This is a genomic window from Lentibacillus salicampi (assembly GCF_004565465.1).
Lineage (GTDB): Bacteria > Bacillota > Bacilli > Bacillales > Amphibacillaceae > Lentibacillus > Lentibacillus salicampi.
On the sequence record NZ_SRHY01000018.1, the window covers coordinates 44,703 to 56,877 of the forward strand.

Below are 12,175 nucleotides of genomic sequence, written 5' to 3' on the forward strand. Positions count from 1 at the left end.
AGAAAGAAAGCAGTTTTTCAAGATAAAACATCCGGAATTGGTGCAGGTCAAAAAACGGCTATTATGATTAAGGCCTGTCAACAACGTCTATCGAAAACACGTTATTCCGTTCTCTATCTTGATGTACTCGTCTCTTTCTTCCCCCAATTGCCGTTTTTTGGTTTCCTTACTACATACGCGAGCGACACCTTGGACCCCTATTACCTTAATATGATGGGCTACCGCTTAGCGCGTTCATTAACTCATACTGACAAAGCTGCATTTCGAATAAAGTGAGCGGGTCACGGTAGATTTCCGGTTTTTCACTTATAGTGTTCAAGGAGTCCTTATGCTTTTCAATCGCACTCTGCACTTCTTCGTTTACCAGATTCAGCTCTTCAAAAGGGGCTGAGAAAAACTTACTTACATCCCATTCCAACGATCGCTCAAATAATTCCAGTTGTTGTTGAAACGGATTTATTAATTCCTCTGTAACCGGCCGATAGTCTTCATTTTCGATGTAACGTTTATATCTGGAATGGAGTCTTTCTTTATTTTGGGGCATGGATCCTAATAGTTTCCCCGTCCCTTTCAGTAACAACTGAGCAGGATTATTGCGCATCATAATATTCACTTTTTCCATGTGCAACGTTCCCCTTGATATCCGCTCCAAATCCCGCAGCCAATCATCCAGTATCTTAAAGTCACCATCTAATACAATCTTCTCTTCGCCATATTGTTGATTAAAACTTTCGCTCATTTCATTCATTTTAATTTGACTGTCCGTTAACGTTTTCTTACAATCCTCCAGCCACCCATGAACGGCATTTTTAAAGTTATGTTGTGCCGTTTTTTCCATATATTCGGCAATTCGATTATTCATTTCCTCATTAACTTCAACATGGAGTTTGCTAAAGTCGCTGTTTTCATGAACCAATTCGGAACAACTTTGAAGCTGTTTAGGCAACTCACTCATTATATCCGCTAAGAAATTAGCTTTGATTTGACTGAAAGAATCTTTCGCGGCATCTGCTTCTGTTTTTTCCATTTCTTTTAACTGACGATCTATATCTTCTATCCCCGTAACGATTTCTTTATTCCAATTAATTCTATCCATAATGCCATCTTCCACTTCAGAACGTTTTTCTTTTAAAAATTCGATTGAGGCCCTGATCATATCCCGGATTTTAGATGGACTTGCCACATGGATGCTGTACTCTTTCAACACTGGTCCCATAAATTCCGTTAAGTCATCTGACAGACCTTCTTCATCCGCCCACGCCTTAATCGATTCAAATAACTCCCTTCCTGCTTGACTTCCGCTTGGATTGGCATTTGACTGTTCAAAATGGTATTGCGCTTTTCGAACCAGATTCTCATTTAAATCTGATTGGACAATCGAGTCCCAGGCAAGTATAGCCGTTGAGGATGGTAAGGCGTCTGTTGCAGATGATACATCCAGCCAATTCGTTAAATGGTTTTGCATCAGCGGTGATATGTCCCTGATTAAAAATCTTCCACTAATCAATTCAACATAAGATGCCTTATATAAATCCGGAAGCTTCTTCCACTTATAGGATTCTTCCACATGATTCGTTAAAAGAAGCTGATTAAATTCTTCCAGCCATTGTATAAAAAAGTTACTTTGCTGGTAATTCTTCCACAATCGTTCTGAAAGGTTCTCAAATTGCAATTTATCCATGTGTAATAAGGTAACTAAAGCTTCCTCAAAATAGATTGGCTTGTAACCAGCTGTGAATCCCTGTTCTGCATACCCTTCCAGTACCTCAAACCATGACAATGACTCTGTTCGGATGGCTTCGTTTACTGCAAGGTCAATCGCATCATCCCAATATTTAAAGTTCTCAAAGAAAGATTGGGCAACCTCTGTCACATCCGAATAATCCGGATTTAATCCAACGGCTTTTTTAATTGCATCAATAGCTTTTTCCAGCCTATCTTGCTGTATATATAAAGAGAACAGCTGCAGAAGGACTTCCGCTTTCAAATCAACCGATTGGGTTTCCACATCCCTGTAAAATTTTTCAGCATCCGACAATAAACCCATTTCAAAGTAAGCATCTGCTATATTCTTTTGTGCCCATGGAAACAATTCATTCTCTAAAGGACTTCCCCATTTATAAATAGCCGCTTCATAATCTTTATTCAGGAAATAAACTTCCCCTTGTGCGTAACGAATAACGGATAAATCCGGCCGCTCTTTCTTCATTTCTTCCATGGACATCTCACCCAAATTGTTGATTGGGTGCTTTCCTTCGTGGTCATCTACTAACGTTTGATAATAGGTTTTATTCATTAGTTTCATCTCAGTTGTCACGATAATCCCTCACTTGTGTTCATATAATAATTGTTACCATTCATCCTCATGAAAAATATAGAACAACTATATGAAGTTCACCATTACTTTATTCGAAAGCACTTGTTAGTTTTTGGGGATGACGGTCTACTGCAGAGAAGTGCTTATACTCACCAAAAAAACCTTTCCTCCCGTTTTCTTTTACGCCGGTAAAGTACGCCTATTATTCCAATCATGACAACAACAATCGAGACGACAGCCATGAGTGCACTGCTCCCAAGAACTGAATTTTTCTTAACATCACTTTTAGCTGTTTCAGATCTTCTATCCTGCTTTGTTTTTTCTAACTGAAACGTATCGACAACCTCACCTTTTCGTTTACGAACCTTTAACACACCTTCCTCACTGACATCCTTTTGCAATTCCCCATCAGTCTTGTGTGTAATGGTCAGCGGCTGAGTCGTTTTGTATTCCGTGTCATCTGTTTCAAATGTCATACCTTTAGCTATAGTGGAATGTGTGAAACGGCCAAAACCATAGTCTAATAGATTAATGGTGTCCTGATAGGCGTCTTTCTGCATGTTAGCGTTTAATGTAATGACAATCAGGTTCAAATCATCTCTTTTGGCAGTGGTTGCCAGCGTAAAACCGGACTGGTTAACGAACCCGGTCTTTCCGCCGGTTATCCCGTCATAGGGCCTCTCCCGCATTAATTTGTGGTGCGTCAAAAGTGTCGTATCCCATGACTCGCCATCCCAAGCCAGTTCGACTGTGCCAAAAATCTCCCGGAACGTTTCATTCTGAATGGCGTATCGGGTTATGGCGGCCAGATCTTGTGCTGTTGTCACGTGACCGGAATCAAAAAGACCATGCGGATTTTCAAAATGAGTGTTCTGAACACCGACCTTCTGCTGCAGATAGCCATTCAGTTCTGATGTAAACTGCCCGACACTGCCGCCGACATGCTCAGCAATAGCCACACCGGCATCATTACCAGAGTTAATCAGCAATCCCTGGACAAGTTTTTTTAGCGAAACCTGCTCACCTTCTTCCAAAAAAACACTGGTGCCCTCAGTGTCCCTCGCATTTCCGCTAACCGTTACCATATCATCGAGGTCAGCTGTTTCGATCACATAAATGGCCGTTGCGATTTTTGTCAAACTGGCGGGATACATCGCGGTATCCGCGTTTTTTTTCATAGATGACATCACCTGTCTCAGCATCGATCATCACCGCGGCTTCACTTGTCGGAGAGGGTTTCGGGTTCTCTTGTTCAGCATGGGCGACAGCCACAAAAAGCGGATTGACGGCTATGAGGGTAATCAATAATAATAATCGTTTTTTCACAATAACACCTGCTTTACGCTATCAAACTTTCTACCTTGTCCATTTTAGTATATTTTTGTCGAATCATTGTCCTGATGAAGCAATTGTTATGTAATTGTAATAGGTAAATTGTGGATTTTATATAAGTTGAATTGTTATATTCTATAACAGATAATAATTATAATGGACAAGGGGAAAATAACATCTAAACGGATACTTATAAGAATGTTGATATTGTACAAGGGACGTGACATATATGACAGTTGCCGGGGATGCCATAAGGTTCGAGCATGTCGATTATTCCACAAATGGCTTACATATTCTGAAAAACGTGACCGGGGCCATTTCAGAGGGGAAAATCACAACGCTGGTCGGGCCGTCCGGTGCAGGAAAAACGACATTGTTCAAGTTATGCAATGGCCTGCAGTCACCGGATTCAGGTGAGATTTTTATCAAGGACAAACCAATCGGCAGCTATGAGCCTGTCGAACTTCGCCGGAACGTCGGGATGGCGCTGCAAAAAGCAACGATGATCAGCGGCAGTGTCCGGAAAAATCTTGAGCTTCCATTAACCTTGCAGGGAAAAGAATTGGCGGAAGACAGTGCCAGGGAACTGTTGAAAATGGTCGGGCTGGACAAAACAGATTTACAAAAGAAAACGAAGGACTTATCAGGGGGACAACAGCAGAAGTTATCGATTGCCCGCACCCTCGTGAACCAGCCGGATATTTTGCTGCTTGATGAAATTACATCTTCATTGGATAGTGTATCCCGCCAGGATATTGAAGAACTAATCGTCAACATGAACGAGCAGTACGGCACAACCATTGTATGGATTACCCACAACCTGCAGCAAGCCTTGTCAATCGGTGATGATACGTGGGTAATGATGGACGGGGAAGTTGTGGAAACCGGGGAAAGCAGTTTTTTACGAAATCCACAAAATGACAGGGTCAAGCAATTTGTAAGAGGTGAAATCGAATGAGCTTCCTGACGTTATCCATCTCGTTATTGTTCGTCATCATTCCGCTTGTTTTGTCCAAAACTCTTAACCTTGGATTAGAAAAGGATACCATCATCGCATCGGTACGTTCCATCATCCAACTGCTGGTCGTTGGCTACGTGCTGCAGTTTGTCTTCAACTCAGAAAATATAATTTATATTATCCTGATGGTCTTACTGATGATTGCAGCAGCAACCCAGAACGCCCACCGAAAAGGAGCTGCTATCAAGGGGATCATCTGGAAGCTTATCGTGACGTTCACTTTCGTGGAAGTTCTGACCCAAACGATTTTGCTCGGGCTGAATATTACACCAGCGACCGCACAATATATCATCCCAATCAGCGGAATGGTTGTCGGTAACTCGATGGTGCTGTCCATATTGTTCCTCAACCGATTCACATCTGAAATTGAAACACATCAGGATGAAACCGAACTTATTTTATCGCTCGGCGGAACACCTAAACAGGCCATTCATACGCAGCTGATCGCGTCCATTCAGGCGAGCACCATCCCCACCATTGAAAGCCAGAAAACCATCGGACTTGTCCAGCTGCCGGGAATGATGAGCGGGCAAATTATCGCCGGAGCTGATCCTGTCCAGGCCGTGCTCTTTCAATTGCTCGTCCTGTTCCTTCTGCTGACAACCGCTGTGGTTACCAGTATCATGCTTGGATATCTGTCTTATCCCACCCTGTTTAATCAGCGGATGCAGCTTGCGGGAAGTGCAGTGGAGCGTGACGAATAAATCATTTAGAGGTTTATTTGAAACCGTTCGGCTAAAAATTCCTGACATACCCTCTTTTTATTACAATCGAAAAAAGAACAAAAAAGCGGCACGATCAATGGAAAAAAATAATTTTCCCGATCGTGCCGCTTTTTGTGATTCTGATTCGATTATCGTTCAAAAAGGGGGAGGTTAATATATAAACAGAATGACGCTAGGTCTTCTGTTTATCACGTAATGGTTCTGTCTGTTTTTTCTCTAGACGCAGTTCAATTTGCGAAATTCGCGTCGCATCATCCAGTAATTCCTGCTTGTTTTCCTGAACCAACTGTTCAAATTTCAATGGTCGGGATCTCATCCGAATACACTCCTCAGATTTCCGGCATTTCGTTTTTTATCAGACGTTTCCTCAACAATCCGGTATTTTTTATGGTTGACAACTGTATTGGGAAACCCATAGTTCAAATTTTCATAGTTCTCCATAGCGGATATATCAACAACAATACTGTTTTTTGTTTTAGATGGTAAAACATTCCCTTTTACTAACACACCATCTTGTTCGAATTCAATGATATCTCCGGGCTTGGCCTTCTTACTGTCAGGTTTAAACATATGTGTACCTCCTCGTTGTGTACCAATGTGAAAAGGCAAAAGAACATCCTTCCTTAGCCCTCTGTGTCCTTCCTGCCAGCTTATAGGTTAATTGTATATGATGATATTGGCATTGTTTTGGTAAAATTGTGGCAGAAGTATGTAAATAGGATTCCGCCTAGGAGCCTTGGACAAAAGTATTTCACCAAAAGGAAAATCCGAACATATCTATTCTGGTTAGTCGAAATATACCGCTCCGGAAATATACTTCGCTTTCCGCGGGCGGCTGGTGAGCCTCCTCGCACTGGCGCGCTGCGGGGTCTCACCTATGCCTTTTTTCCGCAGGAGTCTACGTATATTTCCTCCACTAATGGGAGAGCTCACAAAAAAGGATAGCACGCATTCACTTGCTTCCTGACAATTCTTTCGCAAAGCCTTCCACATATAAAAGCCTCCCACACTTAGGAATCATGAGAGGCTTCATAGTTGTTTTAATGTCAATCATTAGATGTGAAGGCACAGCAGAATTTTATCACCGCATCTCCCGCTGGAGTTCAATGACTTTATCCTTTGGAAGCCCAGTCGTTTCTGCAACTGCTTCAATTTCCATACCTTCTGCCAATAGTTTACGGGCAATAGACTCTTTGGCACTTTCCTCTCCTTTCTGTATACCTTCTTGTTTTGCTTTTTCTGCGGCTTTTCTACCTTCTTGTTTTGCTTTTTTCACTTCTTCTTCCGCTTCTTCTTTCGCTTCTTCTTTCGCTTCCTGTATTCTAAGTTCTGCCTCGCGCTGGGCCGCTTCCTCATCTCTTATACGCTTCAAACGTGCTTCATAGGCCAGGTATTGATCCTGTGTCATACTTAATTCTTCCCAGGTTTGAAAAGCATTACGCAATGACTCATCCTTCATAGCTATCTCCTCCAGTTCCTGGTAAATTTCGTCATAGACCTTATCGTTCCAGTGATCAACCATCCCAAGTAACATTAACCATCTGGCCAGAACATCATTCCATGGATCCAATTTATCGTCTTTCCAGTCCTTGATTAACTTTGACATTTCGATAAAATGAAATTCCATCACATCAGTCAACTTGAATTTTTCCTCATCTTCGTATAAATGGTACGTTGTATGAAAGTCGTCTGTTTGCTTAAATAGGTTAAAATTGAGGATATTTATTGCGATAACAGGCCGCAGTTCTTTATAAGACATTTTCTTTTTGAACGGACTGCGGTAGACCCCTGCCCAATAGTAGATGGAGCGTTTAATCATATCATATTGGTTGGTGAATTGTATTTCAACATTAATTTGTTCATCGGAGTTTGTTGTAACCAATAAATCCATTCTCGATTGCTTATCTTCAGTATATTCACCACCAGCTTCCGTATTCAGAAATGACATGTCTTTAATCTGATTTCGGCCGGTTCTTTGTAAAATGGCATTCAAAAATACAACTGTGATATCCTTATTTTTTTCATTCCCAAACAGCTGTTTAAAAGCATAATCAACTTTTAGATCCATCAAGCGTTCAAGTGATATTCGCTTTAGGAGATTACCTGGTTTTCTACTTCCAGACTTTTTATCATAGTCGGCTGGGTCTTCCCTCACAATTCTTGTTGTGGCATAACTTGGCGGTTGCTCATTGACAAATGTATTCAGTGGCATTTTAGCACATCCCTTTGGTTTATGGGGACTTACAGAGGCGTTTATCTAAAATTAGTATAGCAAAATTTCTTATAATTTGTTCACAAAAATGCCTGAATGCAGAAAATACTGCACAGCAGGCTTTGAAACCATCCCTCCCCTTTTGTGATTGCAGCGATAAACCGATATAATGAAAAATAAAGCCATGGAGGAGGAGCTAAATGGACAGAAGAAAGCTGATATTACCCCAGATGTTAATTCTTTTGGCGATATTGATAGGATGCACTTCTGACAAAGAAGCCGGGGATAAAAAACCTGAAGAAAAAACGGAGGAAGCAGCAAAACAAGAAGATAACGAACCGGCAAACGATAAAAACGAAGACGGAGAAGAAACAAAAAATGTAAATGCATCCGCCGGTCAAGAGATAGCTGTAGATGGGAAAGTTCTTTTGAAGGAAGAAGAAAATATCATACGTGTGGAGGGCACAACGAACTTAATCGAAGGTACGCCCGTAAAAATCAAGCTATACAATAGCCCGTTTACACATAGATTACTGGTTTATCCGCCGAGAGACGAAGAAGCTATTGTCAATAGTGATGGGACATTTTCGCTTGATTATGAAGTCAAGGACAGTTTTTATGATCATTATGAAGGTCAATACATAGAAACAGCCGTTGAAGTCGAAATTTACAATCATCTTGCGCCGGATAACGTCATCGATATGTATGGGGAGAACGGTGAAAAATTTAAGGGGCCATTCATCTATCAAAATGAGGTTGGTTCCGAGTTAAAACATAAAGTGTATGCCCCTGTTTATGCATTAATAGGCGACGAAAAAACAGAGTATACCTTTAAAACACCCGAAAGAGAACCTTTGCCGGATGACTATGGCGAAACCGACATATGGTTCGATGCGGACATTACGGATAATGATCACCACTTTTTATACGTGGAAGGAAAAACAAATCTGATAGAAGGCATGGAAATAAACGGCAGATTTTATTCAGATGAAGAAGCTTATTTTTCCCAACAATTACATGCTAACACGACCTATGTAGAGCCTGATGGGACTTTTCGCCTTCCAATCGCCTATGAATCAATTACAGATGATGGATTTATTGAAGTTAAAGTTCGTCCGGTGAGTTCGCATCGGACGGGTGACCAAGTTGACGAAACATACGGTGAGAAGTTTAAAAAAATGACAGGCGATTTGGTTAAGGAAGTAGATGATCATCAGGAAATTTATTTACGATTGAAGCCGGAAGGTATTGACATGGAGGAACCCCAGGATTCAATCGTAACCGAAGATGATGGTGAAATGAAAATTCAAGTACCGGATGATGTCCTGTTTGATCATGATAAAAGTAATTTAAAGGAAGATGCAAAAAAGACGCTGGGCGAAGTCACCGCTTTATTAGAGGAGCTGGAAAAGAATACGACCGTTCATATTAATGGACATACAGACAGTGAGGGTGACGCTGATTATAATATGAATCTATCAGAGGAAAGGGCAACTGCAGTAGAAAAATACCTGACGAAAAATGGAGATATCAATCACCTGAATATCGAAAAAACAGGCTATGGCGAAACAAAGCCAGTTGCATCGAATGAGGATAGTGAAGGAAGAAAGAAAAACCGCAGAGTGGAAATAGTTTTTCAAAAATAATAAGACTAACGATATAAGATGCGGTATGACCACTGTTTCATGGAAATACCGCTTTTCATTTTTCTGAAGAGCACAATCAGTCGTGAAGTCCTGACCGGAAAAACACGATATGCATTAATGTCAAAAATACTAAGCTAAAAGCGAAAAAAACAAAGCTTGCAGAAAATGGTATTTTAATGAACATAAGCTGTTGAAGAGTGAATACGATCATGATGACGACAAGGCTGATGACTGTTTTAAGGTGAATCTGTTTCATATTTCCTGACGTTTTATATAACCCCGTAATAATAACAGCCAGAATCCAATAAATGATGACGATGAGTGTAAGAATAAGCATTGTTTGAAAGTTAACAGCTGTTACAACACTTGTTATGGCACTCGCCAGGAAAAACAGAACACTGGAAATAACGTTCAGCATATAGATTTGTCTTGAAGGCAGGTTCACCGGCATCGTTTTTATCCCCTTTCGTTGCCATTTCCAAAATAAGAACATAATAACCATATCATCAGTTGTTAAAAAAAGAAACCACCAGGATCCGTGACCTGATGGTTAAAAAGAACGTTACAATCCGGCAGCCATCTCTTTTAAAACTTCCTTCCAAATATTCGCAAATACCCAAGATAATACGACAGTGCAAACACCGCAATCAAGAACCCGATCATCATCCCCAAAAACAGCCAGTCACGCTTTCCGACAGTCATTTTATGATAATGCGTGCGGTCAGTGTCGCCGGTGAAGCCCTTGGACTCCATCGCAACGGAGACACGCTCCGCTTTACGGATACCGTTGGCCAGTAGCGGAATGGCATAACGGCGGAATTGATTAACTCTTCCTTTGATTCCCCGTGCCCGGCTTACTCCACGGATGCGGTGTGCCTGCCTGAGTACCTCCAGCTCATGCCGGAAGACAGGCAGAAACCGGTAACCGGCCAGGATGCCGTACGTGATTTTCGGCGGCAGCTTGCATTGCTGCATGAAGCTGAGCATCAATTTCGTCGAATCCGTTGTCAGGATGAACATCAAAGACAGCGCGCCAAAACAGAGTGACCTAAGTGCCAGGCTGATTCCTGTCTGGATGCTGCCCGTCGTGATCTCCAGATTCCACAGTGTGAAAACCACTTCCCCGTTGGAGAAGGTCTGGTTGGCATATAGGACAGTCATCCAGGCGAAACTCAAAGCAAGGATGAGAAATGGGGTGAAAAATTTCATCCAGCGGAGAATCGGAATGTCTGTCATGGTAAACGTGACGGCCAAAATAAATATAAAATACAGTAACGGTGTAAACACATCATAGGTAAGACCGAGCAGTACGCCTGGAACCAATACAGCAAATGCCTTGATGGACGGATTAATGGATAGGATCATACAGCTCACCCTCCCACTGCCTTTTCCGGAGCCTTACCGGCAATCGCAGTCGCGCTTCCCGAAGGAGTTCTCCTTTCTCCCAGAGAGACGCCGGGTTGCCGGAGAATGCTGCTTCCCCCTGTTTCAGGACAACGACACGGTCGGTGGCATCAACAATATCCATATCATGGGTGACGAAGACAATGGCCATCCCCCTCGCTTTCAATTCTATGACATAATCCATCAGCTCCGACGTTGTGGCGGCGTCCTGGCCGAATGTCGGCTCATCGAACAGCAGAATATCAGGCGTTTCATCCAGCACGGTTGCTACACTAAGTCTCCGTTTTTGCCCGCCGCTTAAGGAGAATGGATTGCTGTGGCGATGCTCTTTCAGATGGAACAGTTCCATCAGCTCGTCCGCAGCTGTCACAATTGCTTCTTCGCCATAGCCATTCACCTTTATCCCGAAGGTTAGCTCCTCATAGACGGTATCGGTGATGAACTGATGCTCCGGATTCTGGAAGACAAAACCCATCCGCTTTCGCAGGTCAATCTCCTGCCATTTTCGCAGCGGGTGGTTAAACAAGGAAATATCCCCTTCTACCGGTTCCAGGAGCCCTGCCATCAGCTGAAGCAGGGTAGACTTCCCTGCTCCATTTTCCCCTACGATAACCACAAACTCCCCGCCCCGCACATCCATGTTCACGTTTTTCAGCACCTCTTGTTTTCGCCGGGAAAAAGACACCTCGCGGACCGAAAGCACGTTTTCCTCAGTTGGTCCAATCCGCGTCCATCTTTCCCGAAATGCGGGGCTATTGGAATATCCTCCAGGAAAAAAGACCCCTTCCCGTTCCAGAAGTTGTTTTTGTTCCGTAAACAACCGCTCCGGCATATCATCTGCTAGCAGTTGTCCATACCGGCCAATGACCAGCACCCTGTCAATCAACTTGATCCAGTCATCAGCCTGATGCTCGATCACTAGAACGGACATCTGCCGCTTTTTCTGGGTCTCCTCCACAAGCTCGATGAATTCCAGGCTTGATACCGGGTCCAGATTTGCCGTCGGTTCATCAAGAATCAGCATTTCCGGCTCAAGCAGCAGTACGGAAGCGAGGGCAATCTTTTGTTTCTGACCACCCGACAACTCATGGATCTTATTCTTTTCAAAATCCTCCATTCCGACGGCTTTCAGGACCGCTTTGATTCTCCCACGGATTTCAGATGAGGGAATCTTTCTGTTTTCCAGGGTGAAAGCCAGCTCATCCTCCACCGTAATCATGCAAAACTGAGTTTCCGGGTCCTGAAAGACGATGCCGATTTCCTGTGTCAGTTCACCCTTCTCAAAACCCCGGATATTTTCCCCGAGGAAAAAGATATCCCCGGAAGACGTCCCTTCCACGGCTTCCGGATATAGCCCGTTGAGACAGAGAACCAGACTGCTTTTCCCGGATCCGCTAGGAGCCTTAGACAGAAGTATAACGGGTTTTATGTAAAAATATGTAAATTAGCGAGTGGAACATCAGATTTTCAATGAAACGGCTTGATCTCCCGCCAAGACAGGAGTAATTAGGTTTTAGACAT

At 42.8% G+C, this 12,175-nt stretch carries 13 protein-coding genes; 4 read left to right on the forward strand and 9 right to left on the reverse strand.

Annotated features, from left to right (window positions below; translation table 11 throughout):
* Positions 1 to 205: 205 nt before the first annotated feature.
* From E4U82_RS11360 to E4U82_RS19890, 3 genes are all read right to left on the reverse strand, one after another.
* Positions 206 to 2,317: a hypothetical protein gene (locus E4U82_RS11360; RefSeq protein WP_135110302.1), complete on the reverse strand. Its 2,112-nt coding sequence runs from the start codon at positions 2,315 to 2,317 to the stop codon at positions 206 to 208.
* 149 nt (positions 2,318 to 2,466) lie between these two features.
* Entirely contained in the window at positions 2,467 to 3,495 is a 1,029-nt protein-coding gene (locus E4U82_RS11365; protein WP_167751391.1) for a D-alanyl-D-alanine carboxypeptidase family protein, read from the reverse strand.
* Positions 3,413 to 3,643 carry a hypothetical protein gene (locus E4U82_RS19890; protein WP_167751392.1) on the reverse strand — a complete coding sequence of 77 codons (231 nt, stop codon included), beginning with the start codon at positions 3,641 to 3,643 and terminating at the stop codon, positions 3,413 to 3,415. The genes E4U82_RS11365 and E4U82_RS19890 overlap by 83 nt, the downstream gene beginning before the upstream one ends.
* A 235-nt stretch (positions 3,644 to 3,878) precedes the next feature.
* On the opposite strand from E4U82_RS19890, the gene E4U82_RS11370 reads away from it, so the two are divergent.
* From E4U82_RS11370 to E4U82_RS11380, 3 genes are read left to right on the forward strand one after another with little or no spacing between them, the layout of a single operon-like run.
* The gene (locus E4U82_RS11370; RefSeq protein WP_135110304.1) at positions 3,879 to 4,607 is read left to right on the forward strand and encodes an ABC transporter ATP-binding protein; all 729 of its coding nucleotides are present in this window, start codon (positions 3,879 to 3,881) and stop codon (positions 4,605 to 4,607) included.
* The gene (locus E4U82_RS11375) at positions 4,604 to 5,371 is read left to right on the forward strand and encodes an ABC transporter permease (protein WP_135110305.1); all 768 of its coding nucleotides are present in this window, start codon (positions 4,604 to 4,606) and stop codon (positions 5,369 to 5,371) included. The genes E4U82_RS11370 and E4U82_RS11375 overlap by 4 nt, the downstream gene beginning before the upstream one ends.
* Positions 5,361 to 5,546, forward strand: a complete 186-nt coding sequence (locus E4U82_RS11380) for a hypothetical protein (RefSeq protein WP_135110306.1) — start codon at positions 5,361 to 5,363, stop codon at positions 5,544 to 5,546. The genes E4U82_RS11375 and E4U82_RS11380 overlap by 11 nt, the downstream gene beginning before the upstream one ends.
* 18 nt (positions 5,547 to 5,564) lie before the next feature.
* On the opposite strand, the gene E4U82_RS11385 is transcribed toward E4U82_RS11380, so the two are convergent.
* The 3 genes from E4U82_RS11385 to E4U82_RS11400 all read right to left on the reverse strand — a co-directional run bounded on the left by E4U82_RS11385 (position 5,565) and on the right by E4U82_RS11400 (position 7,604).
* Positions 5,565 to 5,708 carry an FbpB family small basic protein gene (locus E4U82_RS11385; RefSeq protein WP_135110307.1) on the reverse strand — a complete coding sequence of 48 codons (144 nt, stop codon included), beginning with the start codon at positions 5,706 to 5,708 and terminating at the stop codon, positions 5,565 to 5,567.
* Positions 5,705 to 5,962, reverse strand: a complete 258-nt coding sequence (locus E4U82_RS11390) for a YkvS family protein (RefSeq protein WP_135110308.1) — start codon at positions 5,960 to 5,962, stop codon at positions 5,705 to 5,707. Before E4U82_RS11390 ends, E4U82_RS11385 begins: the two co-directional genes overlap by 4 nt.
* Positions 5,963 to 6,473: 511 nt before the next feature.
* A complete protein-coding gene (locus E4U82_RS11400) occupies positions 6,474 to 7,604 on the reverse strand; it encodes an Rpn family recombination-promoting nuclease/putative transposase (protein WP_135110310.1) in 1,131 nt (376 codons plus the stop codon).
* Between the two features lie 200 nt (positions 7,605 to 7,804).
* On the opposite strand from E4U82_RS11400, the gene E4U82_RS11405 reads away from it, so the two are divergent.
* Positions 7,805 to 9,250 (forward strand): OmpA family protein, encoded by a 1,446-nt coding sequence (locus E4U82_RS11405; protein WP_135110311.1) that lies wholly within the window; start codon positions 7,805 to 7,807, stop codon positions 9,248 to 9,250.
* A 76-nt stretch (positions 9,251 to 9,326) separates the two neighbouring features.
* On the opposite strand, the gene E4U82_RS11410 is transcribed toward E4U82_RS11405, so the two are convergent.
* From E4U82_RS11410 to E4U82_RS11420, 3 genes are all read right to left on the reverse strand, one after another.
* Positions 9,327 to 9,701 carry a hypothetical protein gene (locus E4U82_RS11410; RefSeq protein ID WP_135110312.1) on the reverse strand — a complete coding sequence of 125 codons (375 nt, stop codon included), beginning with the start codon at positions 9,699 to 9,701 and terminating at the stop codon, positions 9,327 to 9,329.
* Positions 9,702 to 9,835: 134 nt separating this feature from the next.
* The gene (locus E4U82_RS11415; RefSeq protein ID WP_135110313.1) at positions 9,836 to 10,615 is read right to left on the reverse strand and encodes an energy-coupling factor transporter transmembrane component T family protein; all 780 of its coding nucleotides are present in this window, start codon (positions 10,613 to 10,615) and stop codon (positions 9,836 to 9,838) included.
* Positions 10,599 to 12,083, reverse strand: a complete 1,485-nt coding sequence (locus tag E4U82_RS11420) for an ABC transporter ATP-binding protein (RefSeq protein ID WP_342447734.1) — start codon at positions 12,081 to 12,083, stop codon at positions 10,599 to 10,601. The genes E4U82_RS11415 and E4U82_RS11420 overlap by 17 nt, the downstream gene beginning before the upstream one ends.
* Positions 12,084 to 12,175: the final 92 nt, after the last annotated feature.

Coding starts and splice junctions, on each gene's coding strand:
- E4U82_RS11385 (WP_135110307.1), bottom strand. CDS start 5,708: ATGAGATCCCGACCATTGAAATTTGAACAGTTGGTTCAGGAAAACAAG.
- E4U82_RS11375 (WP_135110305.1), top strand. CDS start 4,604: ATGAGCTTCCTGACGTTATCCATCTCGTTATTGTTCGTCATCATTCCG.
- E4U82_RS11410 (WP_135110312.1), bottom strand. CDS start 9,701: ATGCCGGTGAACCTGCCTTCAAGACAAATCTATATGCTGAACGTTATT.
- E4U82_RS11365 (WP_167751391.1), bottom strand. CDS start 3,495: ATGAAAAAAAACGCGGATACCGCGATGTATCCCGCCAGTTTGACAAAA.
- E4U82_RS11400 (WP_135110310.1), bottom strand. CDS start 7,604: ATGCCACTGAATACATTTGTCAATGAGCAACCGCCAAGTTATGCCACA.
- E4U82_RS11390 (WP_135110308.1), bottom strand. CDS start 5,962: ATGTTTAAACCTGACAGTAAGAAGGCCAAGCCCGGAGATATCATTGAA.
- E4U82_RS11415 (WP_135110313.1), bottom strand. CDS start 10,615: ATGATCCTATCCATTAATCCGTCCATCAAGGCATTTGCTGTATTGGTT.
- E4U82_RS11405 (WP_135110311.1), top strand. CDS start 7,805: ATGGACAGAAGAAAGCTGATATTACCCCAGATGTTAATTCTTTTGGCG.
- E4U82_RS11370 (WP_135110304.1), top strand. CDS start 3,879: ATGACAGTTGCCGGGGATGCCATAAGGTTCGAGCATGTCGATTATTCC.